The organism is Microbacterium sp. Z6_144 (assembly GCF_057197625.1).
Window position 1 is genome coordinate 1 of the sequence record NZ_JBXVPT010000003.1, and the last position, 23,904, is coordinate 23,904.

Here is a 23,904-nt window from a genome sequence, read left to right on the forward strand (position 1 = left end):
CCCCCCCCCCCCCCCCCCCCCCCCCCCCCCCCCCCCCCCCCCCCCCCCCCCCCCCCCCCCCCCCCCCCCCCCCCCCCGCTCCCGACGGCTATCGGTTGTCGGCGAGGATCTGGTCGCCCAGTTCCTGGGCTTCGGCGAGCGCCTGCTCGGCGGTCACCTCGCCGGCGAGGAACTTCTCGAGGGCGGGGATCAGTGCCTTGCCTTCGACGTCGGATGCGCCGGGGACGCGTGAGCGCACCTCGGCGTACTCGAGCGTCTCGATGAAGGCTGCGTACCTCGGGCTCTCGGTGAAGTACGGGTCGTTCGCCGCTTCGATGTTCGCGGGGATCCATCCCGAGATCTCACCGAATGAGACGCCGTTCTCCGGCTGGGTCGTCCACCACTTGATGAACTCCCACGCGCCGTCGGCGTTCTTCGCCCCCTGCGGGATGACGAGGCCGAACCCTCCCATGCCCGCACCGCGGGCGCCGGTCGGGCCGGCGGGAGGCTGCACGATGCCGTACTCGGTATCCGTCTTGTCCAGACCCGACAGCGCCCATGGCCCGTCGAGCTTGAAGGCGACGTTCCCCTCGGCGAACGCGTCGACTCCCTCACCGAAACCGAGCTCGTAGACCCCGGCGTCCAGCATGCTCTGCCAGAAGTCGAGCACCTCGAGGCCTTCGGGGCCGTTGAACGCCGTGGTCTCTCCGTCCTCGCTGTACATCTGGCCGCCTGCCTGGGTGAGCCACATGTTGAACAGTCCGGGGTCGTTGAGCTGGAAGCCGGCTCGCGTGAGCGTTCCGCCGTCGCGGACGGTCGTCGCCTCGGCCGCCGCCCTCAACTCGTCCCAGTTGGTGGGCGGCTCGACACCGGCCTCCGCGAGCGCGGTGGTGTTGTAGAACAGTGATCGGTTGTCCACGAGAAGCGGGATGCCGTAGGTGACGTCATCGATCACGAGCTCGCTGAGCGCCTGATCGTAGAACTGCCCGAGGTCCACGCCATCCGCGTCGATGTATTCGTCGAGCGGGGCGAGTGCGTTCTTGGGAACGTAGACGGGTGTGTTGTACCGGTCCCACAGCACGACATCGGGCACGTCGCCCGACGCCAGCCCGGTGAGCAGCTGCTCCTCGACGAGCTCCTGTGGCACGTAGGTGACCTCGTACTCGTCTTGCGACTCGTTGAAGGCATCCGCCTGCGCCTCGAGCTGGGCGACCTGATCGCCCGACCAGGAACCCCAGAAGACGACCTTTTCGGCTCCGCTGGCGGTGCCGGATGTGGCGCCGCCCGAGCATGCGGCGAGGCCCGTCACGAGGACGGCGGCGGCGCCGACCGCGAAAACAGAGCGGAATGTGGTTCTCATTGCTGATCTCCGTTGGGTGTTGGGGTGGTGGGAGGAATCGGAGCACCGGGTGGCGACTCCGCGACGATCACTTCGTGCCGGAGCTGGCGAAGTTCTGCACGATGTACTTCTGCGCGAACACGAAGACGATGAGCACGGGGATGCTCGTGATGATGGTTCCGGCCATGAGCGGTCCGTACTGGGTGTCGTACTCGTTGACGTACGAGGCCAGCCCGACCTGCACGGTGAGCATCGCCGGATCCTTCAACACGATGAGGGGCCACAGGAAGCTGTTCCATCCGGCCTGGAAGGTCAGCACGCCGAGCACCGCGGCCCCCGCCGTCGACAGCGGGAAGTAGACGCTGCGGAAGATGCGGAACTCGCTCGCCCCGTCGATGCGCGCGGCGTCGCCCAGCTCATCGGGCAGCGCTTCGAAGACCTGCTTCATGAAGAACACCGCGAACGCGCCCGCCGCGAACGGGATCAGCACGGCACCGTAGCTGTTGATGAAGCCGCTCCCGCCCTGACCGAAGATGTCGTTTCCGCCGGCGAGGGGGAAGTAGCGCAGCACGAGGAAGGTCGGGATCATCGTGACGATCGCGGGGATCATCATCGAGGCCAGGAACGACCCGAAGACAGCGACCCGTCCCCGGAACTTGAGCTTCGCGAGGGCGTACCCGCCGAGACTGCCGAAGAAGACGTTCGTTATGGTGCCGCCGACCGCGAGGATGAACGAGTTGGTGAGGTACTGCGCGAACGGGCCGTCGACGAAGAGCGCGATGTAGTTCTCCAGCGTCGGGGTGCGCGGGATGATCTCGAGGTGACTCGAGAGGATCTCGGTTTCCGGCTTGAGCGAGGTGGAGAGCGTCCAGATCAGCGGCAGCACCGTCGAGATGCTCACGGCGATGACCGCGATGTACCAGATGCCGGTGCCGACGAAACGCCGCCGCCGGGCGGTGCGTCGAGCCGGGGTGATCGCGAGAGCGTCGGGGGAGGTCGTGGTCATCATCGTCAGTCCGCCTTGCTTCGGGTGATGCGCGCGTTCGCCAGCGAGAACACGAGGATGATCAGGAAGAGGATGAACGACAGCGCCGAGGCGTAGCCCATCTCCAGGCGCCCGAATCCGCGGTCGTAGATGTAGTAGACGAGGGTCAGGGTGGAGTTTCCCGGCCCGCCCTTCGTGAGCACGTAGGCCTGGTCGAAGACCTGGAATGCGGCGATGAGAAGCAGCGTCGTGATGAGGAACGTCGTGCGCGAGATGGCCGGAAGCGTCACGTGCCAGAAGACCCGCCAGCTGCTCGCGCCATCCAGTCGCGCCGCCTCGATGAGCTCTCTGGGCACCCCTTGGAGGGCCGCGAGGAAGATGATCATGTTGGCGCCGAAACCGGCCCACACGCTCATGAGAACGATGGCGATCATCGCCCACTGCGAGTCGTAGAGCCACGCCGGGCCCGGGATCCCGAACCACCCCAGCACGACGTTGAAAAGGCCGTACTGCGGGTTCAGCAGCCAGAACCAGATCGACGCGGTCGCGACGGTGGACGAGATGACCGGGATGTAGAAGAGCGTGCGGAAGATCCGCACCGCCTTGCGGCTGCGGTTGAGCAGCAGCGCCGTGCCGAGCGCGACCACGAGTCCCAGCGGCACGAACAGCGCCGTGTAGTAGGCGGTGTTGCGCAGCGCGACCCAGAAGATCGGGTCTTCGAACACCCGCACGTAGTTGCTGACCCCGACCCATTCGAAGTCGCCGATGACGGCGTAGTCGGTGAAGCTCGTCACGAGCGCGATCACGATGGGCACCAGCAGGAACAGCACGAAGAGCACGACGGGGACGGCCAGGAACAGCCACGCGTTCCGCGTCTGCTGGCGCCGGGTCGCACTCACGCCTGACGCGCCGCGCTCGGGCAGGCGCCGGCGCCATCCCGGCCGCTTCGGTGGGGACGCCGTCTCCTCCTCGGCGAGCACCCGCTGGGTCACGTCGACGAGGGCACTCATCGCGACTCCACCTCCGCCGCGGGCCGCACGTGGGTGCGCAGGCCTGCCAGCTCGAGCGCGAGCTCGCAGAACATCGCGTTCGCCCACGAGAACCATGGCCTCGTATAGACGGCGGGATCGTCCTTGTCGAATGACTCGTGCATGACGCCGGTTCCGGCGTGGGTCGACAGCAGCGTGTCGAAGACGCGCCGCCGCTCCGCGTCGTCGAGCGCGGTGAGGCCTTGCACGGCGAGGGCGATGGGCCAGATGGCGCCCTGCTGCGTGTGCGGGCTGCCGATCCCCTCGGCGGCAGTGCCGCGGAAGAAGGTGGGGTTGGCGTCGCTGAGGACGAACGCTCGGGTCGCCAGGTAGGTGGGGTCATCGGCCGCGCACCATCCGAACAGCGGCATCGACAGCAGGCTGGGCGTGTTGGCGTCGTCCGTCAGGAGGGCGTTGCCGCGTCCGTCGACCTCGTACGCGTAGATCTCCGTTCCGGATGCGAGCGTCACCACGGCGTGCCGGGCGACGGCGTCGACGATCTCGGCCCGGAGCTCGTGGGCGGATGCGACCAGCTCGGAGTCGTCGAAGACGCCCTGGGCCAACTCGGCGATATCGCCGAGGACGGCGGCCGCCATCATGTTGCCGGGGACGTTGTAGTGGTGCACGCAGGCGTCGTCGCTCGGCCGGAAGCCCGACCACGTCAGCCCGGTGACTGCGGTGGGCCGGCCGAGGCCGTTCCGCTCCAGACTGTCGCTCGTGGGACCGGTGGTGCGCTGGAACCGGTAGGGCGAGCGTGTCTCATGCTCCTGCTCGGTCTTCCACACCGCGACCACGGCACGCGCCGCCTCGGGGAAGTCGCCCAGATGGTCGGTGCGTCCGGTGATGCGCCAGATGTCGTGAGCCAGCTGAAGGGGGTAGGCGAGCGAGTCGATCTCGTACTTGCGTTCCCAGATCGCCGGCGACATGTCGGTGAGGTCGTCCTGATGCCCGCTGCCGTCGGCCGTGCGGTTGAAGGCGTTGGCATACGGGTCCTGCAGGAGGAAGGCGAGCTGGCGACGAGAGACGGCGACCGCGGTGTCGGCGAGCGCGTCATCCTCGCCGAGGAAGTGCAGGTACGGCGTCAGCTGCACGGTGGAGTCCCGTAGCCACATCGCCGGGATGTCACCGGTGATCACGAACGCCGTGCCGTCGGGAAGCAGGTCGATCGTGCGGTCGAGGGTGTCGAGGAAGCAGCGACGGAAGACGTCGCCCGCATCCGCGCCGAGGCGATCGACGACAGTGGCGATGACCCGCTCTGCGATGTCCGGTGAGTAGAGGTTCACGGGGCTCCCTGTCATGGTGCGACGGTGACGGCGACCGGCGCGCTGCGCGTGGCGCCCGCCGAGTTGGCGAATTCGACCGTATAGATGTGCGTGCCCGGGCTGCTGCCGATCACGGAATGACGCGCCGTCTGAGCGGACGGGGTGGCATCGGTCAGCCGGCCCTCGGCGATCACGGTGCTGCCCTCGAGGAAGCGGTACGAGGTGGCGTTGGTGCCCCACCACAGATTCGCGGTGAGTGTGTAGTCGCCGTCGCCATCGGTGTTGTCCGAGGTCAGCACCGGAACGGCGGGCTGAGCGTCGCGGACCGTGACTGTCAGAGGTGCGGTCGGCGTGGTGCCCTGGGAGTTCACGAGCTCGGCGGTGTAGACGTACACGCCGTTCGGGCGGTCGCTGATGGCCTCGGCCACCTGCTGCGGATTGGGTGACGACGGCGTCAGAGTGCGCTCGACGAGAAGCTCGCCGTTCTCGTAGAGCCGGTAGGTGCCGGCGTTCGACCCCCACCACAGGTTCATCGTGACGATGTAGCTGCCGTCGTGGAGCCCGGTGTCCCAGCCGTTGTCGGAGCTGAGCACCCCCTTCGCGGGAGGCGCGGTCGCGCCATCCGGTGCCTCATCGCACCCGCCGTCGGGGAAGGACACGGGCTCCCGCGTCTCGAACTCCGCCGGTGCGTCGTGCACGTACCGCAGCGTCAGGTGGTCGAGGTTCAGCCAGTTGCGGCTGCCCTCCGACGGGTCGAACACGAGGGAGATCGTGTTCTCGCCGGATGCCAGCGCCACGTTCGGCACAGTGACGCTCTGCCAGGCGTCCCACGATGCGGTGCCGGGGAAGGCCTCATCGGCAACGACCTCGTCGCCATTCACCGCCACGCTCCGCGACGCGTCACCGGCGCCGGCGGCGTACCGCAGCGTCACGTCGTAGCGACCCGCCTTCTCCACGGCGACCGCGAGGTCCACGCCCTGGCCGTCGCCGTTCCATCCGGCGAGATACCCGTCGCCGGTGTGGCCGTTCGGGTTCGATTCCACGTCGACGCCCGTGCGGACGCCGGCCTCCGCCTCCAGCTGCCGCGACACGACGAGGCGGTCGAGGTTGAGGAACTGGCTCGAGCCCGAGCCGGCGGCGTACTCGACGCGGATGGTGTTGTGCCCGGCGAGGAGGTCGACGTTGTCGAGGTCGGTCTCCGCCCACGTCGACCACGAGCCCGTGCCGGGGAAGCGGTGGTTGCCGCCCACCTCGGCACCGTTCACGAGGATGCGGCGCGTCGCGTCGCCGGCTGCCGCGGCGTACCGCAGCCGCAGCTCGTGGGCGCCGGCAGCCGCGGTGTTCACGTGAAACGTCACCGCCTGGCCCTCGGTGTTCCATCCGGCCAGGTATCCGCGGCCGAGGAAGCCATCACTGGAGCTTTCCGCGCCGAGTGACGTGGTGACCGCGTTCTCGGCGTCGTAGACGCCGGTGCCCGGCTGCGGCCCGGAATACCCATTCGAGGGGACGACCTGCAGCGCGCTGACCGCGGCCGCCGCCGTGAGGCTCTGGAGGCGGCCGTCCCCCGTCGGCGCCGACCAGTTCCACCCGACCAAGTTGTCGCCGGCCCGGCGGTGGTCCCATGCCTGCGTGACGTTGGCCTGCAGCAGCGGGAGGTACTGCGGCTGATCATGGACGGTGGCGAGGTAGGTGAGATGACGGATGAGGATCGTCTTGAACCCGGCGCCGTCGTTGATGCCTTCGTCGATGACCGTGCCGCCGTTGGTCAGGTGGGTGGTCGCCCAGTCCGCGGCGGCGATCGCCTTATCGAGGTACGTCGCGTCCCCCGTCGCCTCGTACAGGGCCGTCGCGGCACCGATGTAGTTGCCGAAGTTGTAGGTGAAGTCCCAGGTCACCAGCGTCCCGTCGCCCGCCCCCTCGAGGTGGTCGTAGACGTGTCCGTCGATCTGCAGGTGGGTGTCGACCCAGTCGAACAGCTGCACGGCCTTGTCGAGGTATCCGGCGTCGCCGGTGGCCTGATAGAGCCGCGTCGCGGTGATCGATGCCGGCGCGTTCGTGGCGACGTTCTTCTGGTCGCGCGGATCCTTCCGCCACCAGATCCCGCCGCCGTAGGTGGCGTCCCACTCCGCCCAGATGCCGTCGAAGAGCTGCGTCGACCGCTCGAGGTAGCGGCAGTCCCCGGTGAGGGCGTACGCACGGATGGCACCCTGAGCCCACCATCCGATGTCGTCGTTGAAGTTGTTCTCGAAGTCGGGGTGGTACGCGACGAATCCGTCGTAGACGTCGTCGATCATCTGTCGATGCTCGGCGTCACCGGTGCGCTGATAGGCGTCCATCACCGTTTCCCACAGCTGCGCCTCCCACCAGAAGTCGGTGTAGAGCCCGTCCTCGGGTCCGAAGGCGTGCGCGGGGTCGATCACATGGTCGCTGTTGGTGAAGAAGTAGTTCTTCGCCGGATCCCAGAACGCGTCCACGAACGCGTCGAACGCCTGATCGGCGTCATCCGCCGTCGAGGCTGCCGCCGGCGTCGCGAGGCCGACGCTGAGAGCAAGAGTCGCTGTCGCCAGCATTCCGAGGGCCGCACGCTGCGTCATCCGTATCTCCGTCGATGTGAATGGGTCCGCGGCGTCGATGCGCGCCGGACGCCCTCACATTAACGAACATATTTATATACGTCCAGTGGGAATTTCTATACTCATTGGGTGATCCGGCCACCGATGCGGCCCCCACCAGAGCGCCTGGTAGGTGCGGCGCGGGGAGATGATCGCCCCGTTCGGGGTGGAGCGCGGGTCCGATGATGTGCTCATCGCCCGTGCCGGAGATCCGGCGGAGGTCGCGAGGACTCAGGAGGCGGGGGGTGTGCCGCCGTCGCGCCGGTGGGGGTCGTCCGTCGGCGGTTCAGCCGCAGCATCCGGGTCATCCTGGGGAAGGAGCAGCGGACGGTCGAGGGTCTTGCCCACCTGCGCGGGGTCGACCGCCAGGAGAAGCAGCGCGACGATCACGAGCACCGCGATGAACGCGATGCCGGCGGCGATCGCGGCGAGCACCAGGGCGCGTTGCGCCTTGTCCTCCGCGCCGGCCTGGAAGAACCCCATCGAGACGAGCGTGACGACGCCGGCGAAGAGGGCGCAGACGAAGGCGAGCCCGAGCAGCTGCACGGGGCGCATCAGGTCGCGGCGGGTGGGCTTGTCGGTCATATGCCGACCTCCTCGGACGAGGGAGCCGCAACCGGCTCGCGGCGAGGCGAGAACCCGGCGATGCCGAGGTAGACCGCGACGATCGCGGCGTACCCGCCGAAGATGCCCACCGCGATGACCGTGCCGGTGAGGGTGAAGGACTGACCCGCCTCCGCGATGTAGTAATCGAGGGCGTAGCCGGTGGGGACGAGCGCGACGGCGACCGCCAGGGCGGCCGTGAGGATGCCGACGGTCAGCGTGTCGCGCGCGCCCCGGCCGTCTCTGCGCGAGCGAGCGCCGGTCACGATCTCGGCCGCGCCGGTCGCCACCGCCCACGCGATCACGATGACGAAGAGCATTTCGGTGGTGCGCCACGGCCCGATGCCGGCCACCATGCCGGCGGCCACGTTGAGCGTCGCCATCAGGATCGCCGGTCCGCGTCGGCCCGCGGGGAACACCATCCACGCCGACAGGGCGAACACCAGCCCCGTGGCGATCGCGAAGCCGCTGAAGACCGACAGGCCCACGGCGGCGGAGTGGTCGGGGGAGAAGGTGACCATGATCGCCGCCAGCGCGGCGAACAGCGCGCGGGCGATCTGCAGGTGCCGCACCTCGAAGGCGCGGGCGGATGGTGAAACGGTCACGACACGTCCCGGGAAGGCGGAGGAAGGATGCTTCCAGTCTAAGTCGTGCCCGCCTGAGCGCCTGTTCAGGTCGATTCGGACGATCGCCGCCCCGTCACGGCGGTGCGGGGAAGACGCCCGGCCTGTGACGAGCCGGACAGGACGTCTCCCTCGACGGTGACGTCGTAGGCGAGGTTGAGGTGCAGCGGCTTCGTGATGCGCTGCGTCCAGGTCACGCGCTCCCCGTCGGGCGCGGCGACGGCGGCGACGTTCTCGAGGGCGACCTCCTCGCCGGCGCCGGTGGCCGTGCCGAGGATGCCGTCCGCGGTCTCGGTGAATCGGTAGTCGGCCTCGATCGTGCCGATCGGTGTCTTCATGCGCAGCCGCCAGCTGCCGGCGATGGACGTCATGATGCTCCTCAGGCTGCCGCGGCCGGCACGGCGCCGGTCGCCTTCCAGGTCGTTCCCCGCCGCTCGTACTCGAACAGCACCTCCACCGCGCGGGCGATCTGCGGGCCGAACTCGCGCTCGAGCAGGTAGAGACCGAGGTCGAGGCCCGACGTGACCCCGCCGGCGCTGACGAGATCACCATCGTCCACGACGCGGGCCCGAACCGCGGAGACGCCCGCAGCATCCAGCAGGTCGATGCCGAGGACGTGCGTCGTCGCCGTCCGCCCCTCGAGGAGCCCCGCCATGGCCATCGCGAGAGACCCGCCGCAGACGGTCGCCACCGTGAGCTGCGGCGACGCGAGGCACTGCGCCAGGAGGGGCGCCGCCTCGCTCGCCGCGAAGCGTGCCAGCAGCACGGGGACGGTGTCGACGCCCTGGTCGGGGTCGCCGTCGACGACGCCCGAGGCCCCCGGCACCACGACGAACCCCCGGGCGGCAGGATCCAGCGTGCCGGTGGCCGCCAGGGTGATGCCGGGCGTTCCCGACGTCACGATGCGCGGACCCTCCGCGGTGACCAGCTCCAAGTCGAACCCGCCGCCGAGGGCGTCCACGCCCGCCGTGACGACTTCGAAAGGGGCGATGACGTCGAGGGGATCGAAGCCGTCGTACAGGACGAACTGGAAACGCGGGAGGACCATGCCCCCATCCTCCGGCGGGTGCGGACGGCGCCCCAGTGTCCTTCCGGCCATAAACCTCCGGATATCGGCCACCCCTTCCCCGGGCCGACATCGGGCGTAGCGCCTATGCTGGCGCGCATGCATACCGTCGCCGTGCTGGCCCTGGACGATGCGATCGCCTTCGATCTGGCCACTCCCGTGGAGATCTTCGGCCGGGTACGCCTCCCCGACGGCCGACCCGGCTACCGGATCGTCGTGGCGGGGCCCTCCCCGACGGTGGCCGCGGGGCCCATGCACATCGCCGTCGACGAGGGGATGGCGGCCCTCGAGCGCGCCGACATCATCCTGGTGCCCGGCCGCAACGACCCCCACCGCGCGACCGCGACGCCGGTGCTGGCCGCCCTGCAAGCCGCCGTCGAGCGAGGTTCGCGCGTGGCATCCATCTGCGTGGGCGCGTTCAGTCTCGGCGAAGCGGGTCTCCTGGACGGCCGCGACGTGACGACCCACTGGCTCGCCGCCGCGGAGCTTGCCCGCCGGTACCCGCGCGCGCGGGTGGACGCTGACGTGCTCTACACCGACAACGGTTCCGTCCTCACCTCCGCCGGCGCCTCTGCCGGCCTCGACCTGTGCCTGCACATCGTGGAGGCCGACTACGGCGTCGCGGTCGCCGCGGATGCGGCGCGCCTCGCGGTTGCGCCGCTGCAGCGCACCGGCGGCCAGGCCCAGTACATCCTCCGCAACCGCCCGACGTCGCAGACCGCAACGCTCGAACGCGTGCTGGCGTGGATCGAGGAGCAGGCCCACCGGCCGTTGACCCTGGCCGACATCGCTCAGGCCGCCGGATGCAGCATCCGGACCCTCACCCGTCGCTTCGACGCCGAGGTGGGGCAGAGTCCGATCCAGTGGCTCGCCGGGGTGCGGATCCGCCACGGGCAGGAGCTGCTGGAGACCACCGACCACACCGTGGAGCGCATCGCGGCCCAGGTCGGATTCGCCTCGCCGAGCAGCTTCCGGGCGCTGTTCGGTCAGGCCGTCGGCGTCACACCGGGCGCCTACCGGAAGACCTTCCGTCCCGACCGCCGGTCCCGCTGACCACGCCGTCGTTGCACGTGAAACCGCCGGCGGGCGGCATCGATCCGCGGCGGGCCGCAGGGTGCCCGCTCACGTCCGCCGCCCCGGAGATCGGCACGGGTCTTGCCGTGCCGTCCCCCTCCCTGGGTCTGTGTCGCCCGATGCTGTTCAAAACTCAGGAGAAACGGGCCGATCCCGCCTCCGGGGGGCTCGGCCTGCGGCGTGTCTCCTGAATTTTGAACGGTGCGGAGAGGCGCCTCCCCGCGCCGCTGGGTCCGGGGGCGCCGAGAATAGTCGGATGGAGCCGTGGGAGATGCGCGAGTGGTACGCGGAGTATCTGGACGCCTGCAACCGCCACGACCTCGACGCGATCCGGTCGTTCCTGGATCCCTCCGTGAGGCGCGCACATCTGCCGGGAGGCGCCGACGCGTGGATCGAGGACCTGGCCGATCTGTTCGCCGCATTCCCGGACTGGCGGTGGCGCCGCATCCAGGTGGTCGTGGAGGAGGACCGGCTGGCCGCCCACCTGCGGGGAAGCGGCACCCACCTCGGAACCTTCCGTGGCATTGCACCGACGCGGCGGCACCCCAACGTCGCCGAGTTCGCGATCTATCGCCTCCACAACGGGCGGATCGCGGAGTTCGCCGGGAGCGCCGACCATCTCGAGTTGCTGACGCAGTTGCGCGCGTAGCGCCGGCGGACGCCACCCGGTCGCTCAGTCACCGGTGACCAGTCGCGTCGCCTGGTGCAGTAGGGCGTCGACGACCGCCGCGACTGCCCGGGGTCGCTCGATCGGAGTCGCGATGACTTCCTGCCTGTCGAGCCCACGGGGGTCGTCGATGTGAACGGTGCGTACGCCCTCCGGGACGGAGGCCTTCGCGAAACCGGGGATCGTGGTGATCCCCAGGCCCGCCGCGACGAAGCCGAGTCGCGCCGCCCATTCCTGGACGGAGAAGGAGACGGTCGGGCTGCTGAGGGTGGGCCACGCGCCGAGCTGCGGATCGCCGGCAGCGCCTTTCCCCGCGATCCACTGCTCGTCCGCGAGCTCTGCCACCGGTGTGCGCTCGCCCGGAGGAAAGCGGTGGTGTTCGGGGACGGCGACGAGGAGTTGCGGTCCGGCGACCGGCTCGATCCTGAGGCCGGAAAGGTCGTAGTCGGGCAGCCCGGAACCGGTGGCCAGAACCGCGACATGAAGAGTGCCCGCACGCAGGCGACGCAGCTGGGCCGGGGTGGAGGCGATGGACAGGTCGAGTTCGATGGCCGGGTGATCGCGCTGCAGTGCGCGGATGGTGCGCGGGAGGAGGGCCGAGGCGGCGATCGGGAACGCGCCGACTCGCACTCTGCCCGAGAGCGTCTCCGTCGCTCCCGCCACTTCCAGGGCGGCCGCTTCCCACTGGTCGAGGATGATGTTCGCCCGCGCCAGGAGGACGCGCCCCGCGGCCGTGGCCTCGACGCCTCGAGGCAGTCGCCGGAACAACGGCGCGCCGACGGCGAACTCCAGCGCACGGATCTGCTTCGACACGGCGGGTTGCGTGAACCCCAGCCGCTGTGCCGCGGTCGAGAACGACCCCGTCTCAGCAACCACGACGAACGTCCGGAGTACTCGCGGAGAGACATCGAGCATCACCGCATCATCCCCCATTCCACCCCGGAATGGGTGCCATTCCGATCTGTCGCTGGTGGGACGCGGGGGTGCGATGAAGGCTGACTCGTAAACGGTCGCAGCGAAGGGAACCGTCATGTCGGCAATACAGCAGGGCAAGGTCGCCATCGTCACCGGGGGAACCGCCAACCTGGGTAGGTTGTTCGCAGAGGCTCTCGCGTCCGACGGGGCCCACGTGATGGTCCACTACAACAGCGCCCGGCGAGCCGAGGAAGCAGAACAGACCGTGGCCGCGCTCAGGGAGCGGGGGATCGACGCGGAGTCCTTCCAAGGCGACCTCACGCGCAACGAGAACATCACTGCCCTCGTCGACGCCACGATCGAGCGGTTCGGTCGCTGGGACATCCTGGTGAACACCTCGGGGATCATCGTCAGGAAGCCGCTGGCCGAGACGACGGAAGACGAGTTCGACCAGTCCTTCGCGATCAACGCGAAGATCCCGTTCTTCCTCATGTCCGAGGCCTTCTCGAAGATGGCGGACAACGGTCGCATCATCAACCTCGTCACCACTCAGGTGGCGGTGACCGCCCCGACCTATTCCGCCTACGCCGGCAGCAAGAGCCCCGTCGAGCACTTCACGAAGGCGTTCGCCAAGGAGATCGGGCCGCGGGGCGTCACGGTCAACAGCATCGCCCCCGGGCCGCAGAAGACCAGCTTCCTGTACGGCGCCGAGAACGACGAGACCCTGGCCTGGCTGGCGGGGCAGACGATCACCGGCGAACTCGGCACTCCGGAGGACGTCGTCCCGGTCATGCGCTTCCTCGCCGACCCCGCGTCGAGGTGGGTCACCGCGCAGACCGTCTTCGTCAACGGCGGCATGATCTCCCCGATCAACTGACCCACCGGAAGCGAACGAACAATGCCGGAGAACTCCTCCCAGGTCATCGTCGTCACCGGAGCATCCAGTGGTTTCGGCGCCATGACGGCCCGCGCTCTGGCGGACGCCGGCCACACGGTGTGGGCAGGGATGCGCGATATCGGCGGTCACAACGCCGACGCGGCCCGGGAGGCGCAGTCAGACGGCTCCCGCAGCGCGAGCGGTGGCAGCATCCAGCCCGTCGAGATGGATGTCAGCGACCAGGACAGCGTCGATGCCGCCGTGGCCGCGATCATCACCGGCAGCGGCCGCATCGATGTGGTGGTCCACAACGCCGGGCACATGGTGCTGGGCCCGACGGAGGCGTTCACCCCGGAGGACGTGGAGGCGATCTTCGATGTGAACGTGCTGTCGACGCAGCGGGTCAACAGGGCAGTCCTGCCTCACCTGCGGGCCCAGCGGGACGGCCTGCTGGTGTGGGTGGGATCCTCGAGCGCACGAGGGGGAACGCCCCCGTACCTCGCGCCGTACTTCGCCGCGAAGGCCGCGGAGGACTCTCTCGCGGTCTCCTACGCGGCCGAGCTGTCGCGATTCGGGATCGACACGTTCATCATCGTCCCCGGCTCGTATACGACGGGAACGAACCACTTCGCGCATGCGGGACACCCGTCGGATGCGGGGACGGTCGCCGAATACGACCGGGAGTACGGCGGGTTGATGGACGAGGTCAGCGACCGGCTCAGGGACTTGTCACCCGCCGACGCCGACCCCGCGGAGATCGCGCGGGAGATCGCGCGCGTCGTCGACCTCCCCAAGGGCCGACGACCCTTCCGCGTCACCATCGACCCCGCCGACGACGGCGCCGCCGTCGTCTACGCGGTCGGCGACCGCATCCGCCGGGAGTTCTACCACCGCATTGGGTTCCCCGAACTTCTCCAACCCTCGACCGGAAGCGAGAACGACGCCACCTGAGCCAGGGCGAGCCGTTACACGCGTGGCCGGTACCGCCGGGCGACCGCACCTGACCGGAACTCATGGCGATCCACGAGTTCGAGCTGAATACGCTCGCGCAGACCGGCCAGCAACGTCGGCCCATGTCCGGCAACCACCGGCTGCACGAGGAACTCGTACTCGTCGATCAGTCCCAGATCTGCCAGCGCCAGGGGGAGCGTCACTCCGCCCACCCACAGGCCCTGGCCCGGCTCCTCTTTGAGCTGCCGAACCGCGTGCCCCACGTCGCCTCGCACCAGCTCGGCATTCCAATCGGGGGCGCTCAGCGTGCTCGACACGACGTGCTTCTTCGCCCGGTTGATGGTCTCGGCGAACGGGACCTCCCAGGCATTCATCCAGTCGGGCCAAGCGCCCGTGGCGGGCTTCCGCCACGCCGACTCCATCATCTCGTAGGTCACGCGGCCGAACAGCAGGGCATCGGCCCGTGCCAGCTCGGCGGTCCAGTAGCGCATCGACTCCTCGTCAGGCGCGAGCCCCGCCTCGTGATGGCAGCACCCGTCGAGCGTGACGTTGATCGAGTATCGAAGAGGTCTCATCTCGCACCTACCGTACGGCGCCAGCCGTAGTTCCCGGTTGGACTGGCGCAGAATCCCGCGATTCCCCTGCACCTGGCGGTGATTTTGAGGCTCCTTCGATCCGAGGGCGCGCGCCCGGGCACGGGCATCAGCGTGCCGAGACGGTCGGTCGCTCCTCCTGCGCCGCCTTGCGTCGGCTGACCGAGTGGCGTGCGTGCTGGAACACGGTCACCGCCACGGTGATCGCCAACGCCACGTAGAGCACCACCGTGATCGGAGACGACACGAGCACCGTCGGGTCGCCCTCTGACACCGCGAGCGCCCGGCGGAGCTGCGTCTCGGCCAGAGGCCCGAGAATCGCGGCGATCAGGACCGGTGCCAGTGGAAGCGAGAACCGCCGCATGACGAGGCCGACGACACCGATGCCCAGCGCCATCCAGAGATCGATCACGCGCGAGGCGATCGCGTAGATGCCGAGCATCGCGACGACCGAGATGCCGGCGTACAGGTAGTGGCGCGGAATGAGAAGGAGCTTCGCCCAGAGCGCCGCGAAGGGCAGATTGATGATGAGCAGAATGATGAGCCCGAGGAACAGGCTGGCCAGCAGCGGCCAGACCAGGTCGCCGCTGCGCTCGAACAGAAGCGGGCCGGGCTGCATGCCGTACTGCTGGAAAGCGGCGATCATCATCGCCGCCGTCGCGGAGGTCGGAATGCCCAGCCCGAGCAGGGCACCCATCGCCGACCCCGCCGTCGCATTGCCCGCGGCCTCGGGCCCGGCGACGCCCTGGATCGCGCCACGGGTCCCGAAGTCGGTGTCGTTGCGGCGCTTCGCCAGGCGCTTCTCCGTGCCGTAGGCGAGGAAGGTCGGCACCTCGGCACCGCCGACGGGTATCGCCCCGAACGGGATGCCGAAGGCGGTTCCGCGCAGGAAGGCGGGGAGGGCCATGCGCCATTCCCTCGCGCTGAGCAGCGGAGAGCCCTGCGGCCTGACGACGGCACCGGGCCCGCCCGAGCGCCGGATGTACGACCCGACATGCAGCACCTCGCCGACAGCAAGGAGCCCGACGGTGATGACGATGATCGAGATGCCGTCGAACAGGACGGGGCTGTCGGCGGTGAAGCGCTCGGCCCCCGACATGCCGTCGATGCCGACGAGGGCGAGCGCGAACCCCAGCCCGAGCGACACGAGGCCGCGGACGATGGAATCGGCCACGACGGCCGAGATGGCGACGAAGGCGAAGACAGCGAGGGCGAAGTACTCGGCGGGTCCGAAGATCGTCGCCAGCTGCACGATCGCGGGCGCGAAGAACACGACGAGGATGCAGGCGATGGTGCCGCCGATGAAGGCGCCGATGGCCGCGGTGCCCAGGGCTTTCGCCGCGCGACCGTCCTTCGCCATTCGATGGCCTTCGAACGTCGTGGCGATGGCCGAGGAGTTCCCCGGCGTGTTCAGGAGGATGCCGGAGGTCGAGTCGCCGAACAGGCCGCCGAAGTAGATGCTCGCGAACATGATGAACGCGCCCGTGGGGTCGAGGCTGAAGGTCACGGGCAGCAGCAGTGCCACCGCCATGGCCGAGCCGAGGCCGGGGAGCACGCCCACGGCGGTGCCGAGCACGGCGCCGATGACGAGGAAGAGGAGGTTCTGCGGCGTGAAGGCGACCGCGAAGCCCGCCATGAGCTGTCCGAGCTGATCCATCAGAGAATCCCCCCCAAGAAGCCTGCGGGCAGAGACAGTCCGAGACCCGCGCCGAAGGCGAGCTGCGTGATCGACGAGAGGATCACCGCGATCCCGATATCCATGAGAGGGCGCTTGCTGCCGAACGCCCACGCGATCGCCCAGAAGAGCGCCGCCGCCGAGATCAGCCATCCGACGAACGGGAGCACCAGGATGAACACGACGAAGACGGCGATGGTGAGGAGCACCGTCTTGCGGTCGGATCCGGACGCGGCGTCGCCCGCAGCATCCGTCGGAGCGGCGGCGTAGTCCTCGGGCGAGACCACCCGGATCTCGCTCGTCTCGTCGATACCGCCGAGGTCGCGCAGCAGCTCGTCGGACATCTCGACCGGGTCGTCAGCGACGTGCTGCCGCTGCGGCGAGCGCAGCACCTCGATCGCGAGGGCGACGCCGGCGCCGTAGAGGAAGATCACCACGAGCGTCGGGAAGAACTGCGGGCCGGGGAAGGCCGTGCCCTGAGGCACCTCCATCGTCACGGTACCGACGAGCATCCAGGTCGCCAGTGCGAATACGCCCGCCACCACGATGAGTTCGCTGCGTCCGGTGTACCACCGAGGCATGCGCTGCACGCGCAGCGCCCCGGTCGTCAGTGGCGGTGGTTCGTTGATCGTCATAGTCCCAGCTCCTCCACGATCTGCTCGGTGCGGCGTGTCTCGTCGGTGATGAACGCGCCGAAGTCATCGCCGGTCATGAAGCTGTCGACCCAGCCGTTGCGGTCGAGCACTTCGCGCCAAGCGGCGGTCTCGCGCAGCTCCGTCGCCATCGCGATCAGCTCGTCGCGGGTCTCCTCGTCGATATCGGGCGGAGCGACGAATCCGCGCCAGTTCGACATCGACACGTCGACGCCGCTCTCGCGGAAGGTGGGGAGGTCGATACCCTCGACCGGTTCGGGGGCGGACGTGCCGAGGGCGCGCATGCTCCCCGACTCGATCTGGTCGCGGAACTCGTTGTAGCCGGACAGGCCGGCCGCGGCGGTGTGCGAGAGCACAGAGGTCACGACCTCCCCGCCGCCCGGGTAGGCGAGGTAGTTCACCGCGGAGGGATCGGTGCCCACGGCCCGTGCCAGGAGTCCCGCGAGGAGGTGGTCGATACCGCCGAGCGATCCGCCGGCGATCGCCGTGCCCCCGGGATCGGCGGCCAAGGCGGCGGTGAAGTCGTCGAGCGTCTGGAAGGGCGAATCGGCCGGCACCACGAGCACGTTGAAGTCGTCGGCGAGCCGTGCGACGGGAACGACGTCTTCGAGCGTGACCTGCGAGTTGTTGATGATGATCCCGCCGACCATGACCCCGCCGGTGACCATCATGAGGTCGTGGCGGTCGCTCATCTCGGCGACCTGCCCGAGCCCGATCGTGCCCGAAGCGCCCGGGACGTTGACGACCTGGACTCCCCCCGCGATGCCTTCGGCGCGCATGACCTGCTGGCTCTCTCGAGCGAAGGCGTCCCAACCGCCGCCGGGGGCGGCCGGCGCCACCAGGGTGATCTTCGTGCGTGGGCTGGCGGCGCCGCCGCCGGTGGCGCCGGCGTGCACGGCCGCCCCCAGGAAGAGGGCACCGGCGAGGACCCCCACGATCGTTCCGACGATGCGTCGACGCATCTTCACCTCCTGTGCCTGCCACGTCGTCGCTGCAGACCTCCCGAGTAGACTCGCACCGCGGGAGGACCGCATCACCTCCGGGCGGAGTTTCGCTCATTGATGCTCACGCCGCAGAGGAGTCACCGATGACCTCGAACACGCCGGTGCCGACGACGAAGACCCGGATGCTGCTGGTCCTCGTGATGCAGTGCATCGTCGTTCTCGCGTGCGTCGCGGTCACCACACTGGTGGCGCTTTCGGTGCAGGAGCGCAGCATCCGCGTGGCGACAGCCGAGCGCGTCCTCGACGTCTCGCAGAGCCTCGCGGCGCTCGAGCAGGTTCGCAGCGGCGTGCAGCTGAACCGGGCGGCGGCGATGGCCGAGCTGCAGCCGCTGGCCGACATCCTCGAGGACGCGTCGGGCGTCGACTACGTCGTCATCACCGACGCCGACGGGGTGCGGCTGACGCACCCGACCTCGAGCGAACGCGGTCGCCCGGTGTCGACGGACGCCTCCGACGTGCTCGCCGGTGAGACGTTCCTCGGCACCGAGACCGGCACCCTCGGCGCGACCCTCCGCGCCAAGGTTCCGGTCCGCGACGGCGACGCCGTCGTCGGCTCCGCCTCGGTCGGGATCCTCGAGAGCGAGATCGCCGGCGACGTCAGCGCCGCCGTCGGGGGCCTGCTTCCGTGGGTGCTGGGATCGGTGGTGATCGGATGCCTCGTCAGCGCCCTGCTGACGGGAGCGCTGCGCCGCAGCATCCGCCGTCTCGAAGAGCGTGCGCGCGAGGCCGACACCCAGCGCCAGATCGCGGAGGCGCTGCGCGATCAGACCCACGAGTTCCGCACGCGCCTCCACGTCATCCGCGGCCTCGTGTCGGAGGGAGAGACCGAGGCGACCCTCGAGTACGTAGACCGTCTCGTTCCCCTCACGACGGCGAGCGATGCAGCGGCTTCCGTCACCGATCCCGCCGTGCGCGCGCTCCTGGACTCCTGTGCCGCCGGATTCGCCGTACGCGGCGGGCGCCTGGAGATCGATCCCCTGACGACGCTCGGTCCCGGCGTTCTCGACGACGCCGATCTCCTCGTCGTCGGCAATCTCTGCCGCAACGCGATCGAGGCCGCCCGGAGGGTCGTGCGGGTGCTCGTGGTCGCAGACGGCAGCGAGGTGCACGTCGACGTGAGCGATGACGGTCCGGGCATCGCGCCCGATCTCGTCGACCGCATCTTCGAGCGCGGCGTCTCGACGAAGGGCGGCGCCGATGCCCGCGGCGTCGGCCTCGACATCGTGCGCCGGGAGGTGGTCCGCCGCCGCGGCACCATCACCGTCGGTCGCTCGCCGCAGGGCGGGGCGCGGTTCACGGTGGAGATGCCGGCCGCCGCGCGAGGGCTCGTGCGATGACGGCCGGCGGCATCCGCACCCTGCTCGTCGACGACGACCCGGCGGTCCTCCGGCTGCACAGTGCGTACCTGCGAGAGGTTCCCGGCTTCGAGCTGATCGCTGCCGTGCGCACCGGGGCCCAGGGAGCTCAGCTCGCGGCGGACGCGAGCGTGGACCTCGTCCTGCTCGACATGAACCTCCCGGACTTCAGCGGCATCGAGGTGCTGCACCGGCTCCGCCTCGTGCGGGAGTGGGGCGTGGACGTCATGGTGATCAGCTCGGCTCGTGACGGCTTCACCGTTCGCCAGGCTCTCGCCGCCCACGTCGTCGGGTACCTCGTGAAACCGTTCACGAAGGACGCGTTCGTCTCACGCCTGACCGACTACCGTCGCGAGCGCACCCAGCGCCCCGCCGAGGCGCCCATCGGGCTCGCCCAGGGCGAGATCGACCGGCTCGTCTCTCCGCTCCGCGCCGATTCCGCGACCGGCCCGCCGGCGCTCGCGAACCTGCCGAAGGGCGTCGCCGAACCGACCCTGCGCGCCGTCCTCGAGGCACTGCACCCCACGATCCCGGCGACCGCGAACGATGTCGCCGCGGCATCGGGAGCGTCGCGGGCCACGGTGCGCCGCTATCTCGGCTTCCTCACCGACAGGGGCCACGTCACCGTCTCGCATCGCTTCGGAGCGCGGGGCCGCCCCGAGGTGCTCTACCGCCGCGTGACCACGACGGCGAGGCTCGACTAGCTCCCGAGGGCAGCGCTTTCGAACTCAGGACCATGCGAAACGGCGGATTCCTCCTCGCCGGAGGCCTCATCGCGCCCGGGAAGCGAGCCAGCGCGGGGCATCCGCATGGCGGAACCGCCATATGCCCGCCACATCACCTCAGGATCCGCCATCTTCCCCGAGAACTTACAGCGGCATCACATCGAGGGGGCCATGTCGATGAAGCGCGAGTAGTGACCCTGGAAGGCGACCGTGATCGTGTCGGTGGGGCCGTTACGGTGCTTGGCGACGATGAGGTCGGCCTCGCCGGCCCGCGGGCTGTCCTTCTCGTAGGCGGCCTCGCGGTGCAGCAGCACGACCATGTCGGCATCCTGTTCGATCGAGCCCGACTCACGGAGGTCGGATAGGGCCGGCTTCTTGTCGGCACGCTGCTCCGGTCCACGGTTCAGCTGCGACAGCGCGATCACGGGGCACTGCAGTTCTTTCGCCAAGAGCTTCAGCGCACGCGAGAACTCGCTGACCTCCTGCTGACGCGACTCGACCCGCTTGCCGCTGGTCATGAGCTGCAGGTAGTCGATGACGACCATCTTCAGCCCCTCGCGCTGCTTGAGACGACGGCACTTCGCGCGGATCTCGACGAGGGTCATGTTGGGGCTGTCGTCGATGTACAGGGGTGCGTCGTTGATCCGCCCGCGGGTGGCCGCGATGGTCGTCCAATCGCGCGAGTCCAGTGTTCCCTTGCGCATGCTCTGCAGCGGGATGGCTCCCTCGGCGCTGAGGAGACGCATCGCGATCTCACTCCGGCCCATTTCGAGCGAGAAGAAGATCGTCGGCTGGTTGTGCTTGATCGCCGCCGCCCGGGCGAAGTCCAGGGCGAGGGTGGACTTACCCATCGCGGGACGGGCCGCGATGATGATCATCTGGCCGGGGTGCAGGCCGTTGGTCAGCTGATCCATGCCCGAGAACCCGGTCGGGATGCCGGTCATCTGTCCGTCGCGACCGCGCGCGGCCTCGATCTCGTTGACGGCGGCGTCGACGGCGGTCGTCAGCGGGACGTAGTCCTCGGCGGTCTCCGCACCGGAGACGTTGTAGATCTCCGCCTGCGCGTTGTTGACCAGGTCGAGCGCGTCTCCCTGACCCGAATAGCCCATCTGCACGATGCGGGTGCCGGCCTCCACGAGGCGCCGCAGGAGAGCGCGCTCCGCGACGATGGAGGCGTAGTACCCGGCGTTGGCTGCCGTCGGGACGATGGAGGTGAGGGTGTGGAGGTAGTCGGCCCCGCCGGCGCGCTGCAGCTCGCCGGTCTTGATGAGCTCGTCGGTGACGGCCACGACGTCGGTGGGCTCGCCGTGCGAGTACAGCGAGAGGATCGCTTCGAAGATGAGCTCGTGCTTGGGGATGTAGAAGTCGCCGCCACGCAGGGTCTCGATGACGTCGGCGACCGCATCCTTGGACAGGAGCATTCCTCCGAGGGCGCTCTGCTCGGCGGGCAGATCGTGCGGCGGCGTGCGTTCGGCCTGGCGGGCTCCGCCGAGGCGCTGTTCCGAGATGTCGGCAATCGACACGCGCTCTCCATTCCTTCGGGTAAGGCTCGTCCCCACCGGGGCACGGCGGAACGCCGCTGCGATCACCGGTCGTCCGGGCGCGTGTCATCCCGCGTTCCCATAGGAACACGAACCCCCGACACGCCCCTCGCGCGACCCTCAGCGGTTCGTCTTGATGAGCGGGACCCACGCTATGGACGGCCTCCGGCTGGCGCAAACCGGCCTGTGGATAACTCTGTGGAGGAAATGCGCGAAACGCCGACACACCTGTGTACAACACCTGTGGACAACGGCGGACAACCGCTGCCGAGATAAGAAATATTGTGCCTCGTACCAGGGGTTTATATCTCCACAGCGATTCTTCGCGGATGTGGTTGAAGTGAGACTTGAAGGTTGCTTCGCCGGCGACCTGGGTTGTGTACAAATCCGGGGATAACCACAGGTCGAGTATCGACGGATCCGGAAATTGTCAAGTGCGCATGAGGCCCACGGGAACGAACGGCGTACCGTCCCTGCCACGGGGCTCACTGCGTGGCGGCATCGGCCGCGCGGACGCAGACCGGCGCCGCTGAGCGTGACCCCGGCGCCCTGAGCGCGCCGCACAACGACGGATGCCGCGGACCCGAAACGGGGTCCGCGGCATCCGGTGTGCGTGCGTTACTTCGCAGCGACCACCTGAAGGGTGATCACGGCGGTGACGTCATCACGCAGACGAATCGTCGCCTCGTGCTCACCGACCGCCTTGATGGGCGAGGTGATGTGGATCTTGCGCTTGTCCAGGTCGCCGAAGCCGGCGGCCTTGACCGCGTCAGCCACGTCGCCGGTCTTGACGGAGCCGAACAGACGCCCTTCGGCGCCGGCCTTCACCGTCAGCTTGACCTTGTTGGACTCGAGCGTGTCCTTCAGCGCCACGGCTTCTTCGTGGTCGTGGATCGCGCGAGACTCGCGGGCCGCGCGAATGGACGCGACCTGCTTCTCGCCACCACGCGACCACGCCACCGCGAAGCCCTGGGGGATGAGGTAGTTGCGGGCGTACCCGTTCTTGACCTCGATCACGTCGCCGGCGCTTCCGAGCCCGGCGACCTCATTCGTGAGAATCAGCTTTGCCATGCGGGTGCCCCTTAGCGGCCGGCGCCGGCGTAGGGCAGGAGCGCCATCTCACGCGCGTTCTTGATCGCGCGAGCGATGAGACGCTGCTCCTGCACCGAGACACCGGTGATACGGCGGGCGCGGATCTTCCCGCGCTCCGAAATGAACTTGCGGAGGGTGGGGATGTCCTTGTAATCAATGACACCCACACGAGTCGGCTTCGCGGGAGCGGTGGGCTTGCCACCCTTCCGCGGCTTGCGGCGGTCGCCGCTCGACTTTCCAGCCATGCTTCCTTCTTTCGTATGAAACGCGGATGCTGCAGCTCAAAGAGCGCGGCATCCAGCGTGAATCAGAACGGGGTGTCGTCCCCGTAGTTACCGGGGGCGGACCAGGCGTCGGCCCCGCCTGCGGCACCAGCGGCACCTGCGGCACCGCCGGTCGAACCGGGCGTCGACCACGGCTCATCCGCGACCTGCTGACGCTGCTGACCGCCGCCGCCACCTCCGCCTGCACCGGAGCTGGCCGCGCGCGTCACCTGTGCGGTGGCGTAACGCAGCGAGGGGCCGATCTCATCGACCTCCAGCTCGATCGAGGTGCGCTGGGCGCCCTCGCGGTCCTGGTAGGAGCGCTGCTTGAGGCGACCGGTCGCGATGACCCGCGCGCCCTTGGTGAGCGAACCCGCCACGTGCTCGGCGAAGTCCCGCCACACGGATGCCCGGAGGAACAGCGCCTCGCCGTCTTTCCACTCGTTCGCCTGACGGTCGAACGTGCGCGGAGTCGACGCGATGGTGAAGTTCGCCACCGGCAGCCCGTTCTGCGTGTAGCGCAGTTCGGGGTCGGCCGTGAGGTTGCCCACGACGGTGATGACGGTTTCGCCGGCCATCAGGCGTCCTTCTTAGCCGTCCGGGTCTCGGCGGCCGCGGCCTTGCGAGCGGCCTTGGCCTCCTTGCGCACCGCTTCGGAAGCGACCAGAGCGATGGCTTCCTCGGCACGGAGGACCTTGGTGCGCATGATCTGCTCGTTCAGCTTGAGCTGACGGTCGAGCTCCTGCGTGGCCTCGCTGGTGGCCGTGAAGTTGACGACGGCGTAGATGCCCTCGGTCTTCTTCTGGATCTCATACGCGAGACGGCGGCGGCCCCAGATGTCGACGTTGTCGATGGTGCCCCCGTCGGTCGTGATGACCTTGAGGAACCTGTCCAGGTTGGGTGCAACCTGGCGCTCGTCGAGCTCGGGATCGAAAATGACCATGAGTTCGTACTGGTGCGTCACTAACCCACCTCCTTCGGACTAGAACGGCTGCCGGGCATTTCCCGGAAGCAGGAGGGTG

Annotated in this window: 25 protein-coding genes; 6 read left to right on the forward strand and 19 right to left on the reverse strand. The window is 69.0% G+C overall.

Annotated elements, in window-relative coordinates; all coding sequences use genetic code 11:
• Window positions 1–88: 88 nt before the first annotated feature.
• From AC2DGY_RS15290 to AC2DGY_RS15330, 9 genes are all read right to left on the reverse strand, one after another.
• Window positions 89–1,339 carry an ABC transporter substrate-binding protein gene (locus tag AC2DGY_RS15290; protein ID WP_484510624.1) on the reverse strand — a complete coding sequence of 417 codons (1,251 nt, stop codon included), beginning with the start codon at window positions 1,337–1,339 and terminating at the stop codon, window positions 89–91.
• Window positions 1,340–1,406: 67 nt separating this feature from the next.
• The gene (locus AC2DGY_RS15295; protein WP_484510625.1) at window positions 1,407–2,327 is read right to left on the reverse strand and encodes a carbohydrate ABC transporter permease; all 921 of its coding nucleotides are present in this window, start codon (window positions 2,325–2,327) and stop codon (window positions 1,407–1,409) included.
• Window positions 2,328–2,329: 2 nt separating this feature from the next.
• Complete coding sequence (locus tag AC2DGY_RS15300; protein ID WP_484510626.1) at window positions 2,330–3,313, reverse strand: carbohydrate ABC transporter permease; 984 nt, start codon at window positions 3,311–3,313, stop codon at window positions 2,330–2,332.
• Window positions 3,310–4,629: a glycoside hydrolase family 125 protein gene (locus AC2DGY_RS15305; RefSeq protein WP_484510627.1), complete on the reverse strand. Its 1,320-nt coding sequence runs from the start codon at window positions 4,627–4,629 to the stop codon at window positions 3,310–3,312. The genes AC2DGY_RS15300 and AC2DGY_RS15305 overlap by 4 nt, the downstream gene beginning before the upstream one ends.
• Window positions 4,626–7,187, reverse strand: coding sequence for a glycoside hydrolase family 76 protein (locus AC2DGY_RS15310; RefSeq protein WP_484510628.1), 2,562 nt, complete (start codon window positions 7,185–7,187; stop codon window positions 4,626–4,628). The genes AC2DGY_RS15305 and AC2DGY_RS15310 overlap by 4 nt, the downstream gene beginning before the upstream one ends.
• A gap of 249 nt (window positions 7,188–7,436) precedes the next feature.
• Window positions 7,437–7,790: an amino acid transporter gene (locus AC2DGY_RS15315; RefSeq protein ID WP_484510629.1), complete on the reverse strand. Its 354-nt coding sequence runs from the start codon at window positions 7,788–7,790 to the stop codon at window positions 7,437–7,439.
• Window positions 7,787–8,413 carry an acyl-CoA synthetase gene (locus tag AC2DGY_RS15320; protein ID WP_484510630.1) on the reverse strand — a complete coding sequence of 209 codons (627 nt, stop codon included), beginning with the start codon at window positions 8,411–8,413 and terminating at the stop codon, window positions 7,787–7,789. Before AC2DGY_RS15320 ends, AC2DGY_RS15315 begins: the two co-directional genes overlap by 4 nt.
• A 65-nt stretch (window positions 8,414–8,478) precedes the next feature.
• Entirely contained in the window at window positions 8,479–8,802 is a 324-nt protein-coding gene (locus AC2DGY_RS15325) for a hypothetical protein (protein WP_484510631.1), read from the reverse strand.
• Between the two features lie 8 nt (window positions 8,803–8,810).
• Window positions 8,811–9,479 carry a DJ-1/PfpI family protein gene (locus tag AC2DGY_RS15330; protein ID WP_484510632.1) on the reverse strand — a complete coding sequence of 223 codons (669 nt, stop codon included), beginning with the start codon at window positions 9,477–9,479 and terminating at the stop codon, window positions 8,811–8,813.
• A gap of 117 nt (window positions 9,480–9,596) precedes the next feature.
• Here AC2DGY_RS15330 and AC2DGY_RS15335 point away from each other — a divergent pair, with 117 nt between their 5' ends.
• A complete protein-coding gene (locus AC2DGY_RS15335; RefSeq protein ID WP_484510633.1) occupies window positions 9,597–10,550 on the forward strand; it encodes a GlxA family transcriptional regulator in 954 nt (317 codons plus the stop codon).
• 277 nt (window positions 10,551–10,827) lie between these two features.
• Window positions 10,828–11,220, forward strand: coding sequence for an ester cyclase (locus AC2DGY_RS15340; protein WP_484510634.1), 393 nt, complete (start codon window positions 10,828–10,830; stop codon window positions 11,218–11,220).
• A gap of 24 nt (window positions 11,221–11,244) precedes the next feature.
• On the opposite strand, the gene AC2DGY_RS15345 is transcribed toward AC2DGY_RS15340, so the two are convergent.
• Window positions 11,245–12,153, reverse strand: a complete 909-nt coding sequence (locus AC2DGY_RS15345) for a LysR family transcriptional regulator (RefSeq protein ID WP_484510635.1) — start codon at window positions 12,151–12,153, stop codon at window positions 11,245–11,247.
• 115 nt (window positions 12,154–12,268) lie between these two features.
• Between AC2DGY_RS15345 and AC2DGY_RS15350 the strand changes: the two genes are divergently transcribed.
• Both AC2DGY_RS15350 and AC2DGY_RS15355 read left to right on the forward strand, forming a co-directional pair.
• Window positions 12,269–13,030 carry an SDR family oxidoreductase gene (locus AC2DGY_RS15350; protein ID WP_484510636.1) on the forward strand — a complete coding sequence of 254 codons (762 nt, stop codon included), beginning with the start codon at window positions 12,269–12,271 and terminating at the stop codon, window positions 13,028–13,030.
• A gap of 21 nt (window positions 13,031–13,051) precedes the next feature.
• A complete protein-coding gene (locus tag AC2DGY_RS15355) occupies window positions 13,052–13,981 on the forward strand; it encodes an SDR family oxidoreductase (protein WP_484510637.1) in 930 nt (309 codons plus the stop codon).
• Window positions 13,982–13,995: 14 nt separating this feature from the next.
• Here the strand turns inward: AC2DGY_RS15355 and AC2DGY_RS15360 are convergent, their stop codons facing one another.
• The 4 genes from AC2DGY_RS15360 to AC2DGY_RS15375 form a co-directional block, all read right to left on the reverse strand.
• Window positions 13,996–14,556: a dihydrofolate reductase family protein gene (locus AC2DGY_RS15360; protein WP_484510638.1), complete on the reverse strand. Its 561-nt coding sequence runs from the start codon at window positions 14,554–14,556 to the stop codon at window positions 13,996–13,998.
• Window positions 14,557–14,683: 127 nt separating this feature from the next.
• Window positions 14,684–16,231, reverse strand: a complete 1,548-nt coding sequence (locus tag AC2DGY_RS15365; RefSeq protein WP_484510639.1) for a tripartite tricarboxylate transporter permease — start codon at window positions 16,229–16,231, stop codon at window positions 14,684–14,686.
• Entirely contained in the window at window positions 16,231–16,884 is a 654-nt protein-coding gene (locus tag AC2DGY_RS15370; protein ID WP_484510640.1) for a tripartite tricarboxylate transporter TctB family protein, read from the reverse strand. The genes AC2DGY_RS15365 and AC2DGY_RS15370 overlap by 1 nt, the downstream gene beginning before the upstream one ends.
• Window positions 16,881–17,864, reverse strand: a complete 984-nt coding sequence (locus AC2DGY_RS15375) for a Bug family tripartite tricarboxylate transporter substrate binding protein (protein ID WP_484510641.1) — start codon at window positions 17,862–17,864, stop codon at window positions 16,881–16,883. The genes AC2DGY_RS15370 and AC2DGY_RS15375 overlap by 4 nt, the downstream gene beginning before the upstream one ends.
• Before the next feature lie 125 nt (window positions 17,865–17,989).
• On the opposite strand from AC2DGY_RS15375, the gene AC2DGY_RS15380 reads away from it, so the two are divergent.
• Together AC2DGY_RS15380 and AC2DGY_RS15385 are read left to right on the forward strand one after the other, a co-directional pair.
• Window positions 17,990–19,243, forward strand: coding sequence for a sensor histidine kinase (locus AC2DGY_RS15380; protein WP_484510642.1), 1,254 nt, complete (start codon window positions 17,990–17,992; stop codon window positions 19,241–19,243).
• Complete coding sequence (locus AC2DGY_RS15385; protein WP_484510643.1) at window positions 19,240–19,965, forward strand: response regulator; 726 nt, start codon at window positions 19,240–19,242, stop codon at window positions 19,963–19,965. Before AC2DGY_RS15380 ends, AC2DGY_RS15385 begins: the two co-directional genes overlap by 4 nt.
• 176 nt (window positions 19,966–20,141) lie before the next feature.
• On the opposite strand, the gene dnaB is transcribed toward AC2DGY_RS15385, so the two are convergent.
• From dnaB to rpsF, 5 genes are all read right to left on the reverse strand, one after another.
• Window positions 20,142–21,509, reverse strand: a complete 1,368-nt coding sequence (gene dnaB, locus AC2DGY_RS15390) for a replicative DNA helicase (RefSeq protein WP_484510644.1) — start codon at window positions 21,507–21,509, stop codon at window positions 20,142–20,144.
• Window positions 21,510–22,145: 636 nt separating this feature from the next.
• Entirely contained in the window at window positions 22,146–22,598 is a 453-nt protein-coding gene (gene rplI, locus AC2DGY_RS15395; protein WP_484510645.1) for a 50S ribosomal protein L9, read from the reverse strand.
• Between the two features lie 11 nt (window positions 22,599–22,609).
• Window positions 22,610–22,864 (reverse strand): 30S ribosomal protein S18, encoded by a 255-nt coding sequence (gene rpsR, locus AC2DGY_RS15400; protein WP_484510646.1) that lies wholly within the window; start codon window positions 22,862–22,864, stop codon window positions 22,610–22,612.
• Window positions 22,865–22,926: 62 nt separating this feature from the next.
• Window positions 22,927–23,460 carry a single-stranded DNA-binding protein gene (locus AC2DGY_RS15405; protein ID WP_484510647.1) on the reverse strand — a complete coding sequence of 178 codons (534 nt, stop codon included), beginning with the start codon at window positions 23,458–23,460 and terminating at the stop codon, window positions 22,927–22,929.
• Complete coding sequence (gene rpsF / locus AC2DGY_RS15410; protein ID WP_484510648.1) at window positions 23,460–23,846, reverse strand: 30S ribosomal protein S6; 387 nt, start codon at window positions 23,844–23,846, stop codon at window positions 23,460–23,462. Before rpsF ends, AC2DGY_RS15405 begins: the two co-directional genes overlap by 1 nt.
• Window positions 23,847–23,904 lie beyond the last annotated feature (58 nt).

Bases quoted from the DNA above. Each gene is read 5' to 3' on its own strand.
- AC2DGY_RS15290 (WP_484510624.1), bottom strand. From the start codon at position 1,339: ATGAGAACCACATTCCGCTCTGTTTTCGCGGTCGGCGCCGCCGCCGTC.
- AC2DGY_RS15295 (WP_484510625.1), bottom strand. From the start codon at position 2,327: ATGATGACCACGACCTCCCCCGACGCTCTCGCGATCACCCCGGCTCGA.
- AC2DGY_RS15300 (WP_484510626.1), bottom strand. From the start codon at position 3,313: ATGAGTGCCCTCGTCGACGTGACCCAGCGGGTGCTCGCCGAGGAGGAG.
- AC2DGY_RS15305 (WP_484510627.1), bottom strand. From the start codon at position 4,629: ATGACAGGGAGCCCCGTGAACCTCTACTCACCGGACATCGCAGAGCGG.
- AC2DGY_RS15310 (WP_484510628.1), bottom strand. From the start codon at position 7,187: ATGACGCAGCGTGCGGCCCTCGGAATGCTGGCGACAGCGACTCTTGCT.
- AC2DGY_RS15315 (WP_484510629.1), bottom strand. From the start codon at position 7,790: ATGACCGACAAGCCCACCCGCCGCGACCTGATGCGCCCCGTGCAGCTG.
- AC2DGY_RS15325 (WP_484510631.1), bottom strand. From the start codon at position 8,802: ATGACGTCCATCGCCGGCAGCTGGCGGCTGCGCATGAAGACACCGATC.
- AC2DGY_RS15330 (WP_484510632.1), bottom strand. From the start codon at position 9,479: ATGGTCCTCCCGCGTTTCCAGTTCGTCCTGTACGACGGCTTCGATCCC.
- AC2DGY_RS15335 (WP_484510633.1), top strand. From the start codon at position 9,597: ATGCATACCGTCGCCGTGCTGGCCCTGGACGATGCGATCGCCTTCGAT.
- AC2DGY_RS15340 (WP_484510634.1), top strand. From the start codon at position 10,828: ATGGAGCCGTGGGAGATGCGCGAGTGGTACGCGGAGTATCTGGACGCC.
- AC2DGY_RS15345 (WP_484510635.1), bottom strand. From the start codon at position 12,153: ATGCTCGATGTCTCTCCGCGAGTACTCCGGACGTTCGTCGTGGTTGCT.
- AC2DGY_RS15350 (WP_484510636.1), top strand. From the start codon at position 12,269: ATGTCGGCAATACAGCAGGGCAAGGTCGCCATCGTCACCGGGGGAACC.
- AC2DGY_RS15355 (WP_484510637.1), top strand. From the start codon at position 13,052: ATGCCGGAGAACTCCTCCCAGGTCATCGTCGTCACCGGAGCATCCAGT.
- AC2DGY_RS15360 (WP_484510638.1), bottom strand. From the start codon at position 14,556: ATGAGACCTCTTCGATACTCGATCAACGTCACGCTCGACGGGTGCTGC.
- AC2DGY_RS15365 (WP_484510639.1), bottom strand. From the start codon at position 16,231: ATGGATCAGCTCGGACAGCTCATGGCGGGCTTCGCGGTCGCCTTCACG.
- AC2DGY_RS15370 (WP_484510640.1), bottom strand. From the start codon at position 16,884: ATGACGATCAACGAACCACCGCCACTGACGACCGGGGCGCTGCGCGTG.
- AC2DGY_RS15375 (WP_484510641.1), bottom strand. From the start codon at position 17,864: ATGCGTCGACGCATCGTCGGAACGATCGTGGGGGTCCTCGCCGGTGCC.
- AC2DGY_RS15380 (WP_484510642.1), top strand. From the start codon at position 17,990: ATGACCTCGAACACGCCGGTGCCGACGACGAAGACCCGGATGCTGCTG.
- AC2DGY_RS15385 (WP_484510643.1), top strand. From the start codon at position 19,240: ATGACGGCCGGCGGCATCCGCACCCTGCTCGTCGACGACGACCCGGCG.
- rplI (WP_484510645.1), bottom strand. From the start codon at position 22,598: ATGGCAAAGCTGATTCTCACGAATGAGGTCGCCGGGCTCGGAAGCGCC.
- rpsR (WP_484510646.1), bottom strand. From the start codon at position 22,864: ATGGCTGGAAAGTCGAGCGGCGACCGCCGCAAGCCGCGGAAGGGTGGC.
- AC2DGY_RS15405 (WP_484510647.1), bottom strand. From the start codon at position 23,460: ATGGCCGGCGAAACCGTCATCACCGTCGTGGGCAACCTCACGGCCGAC.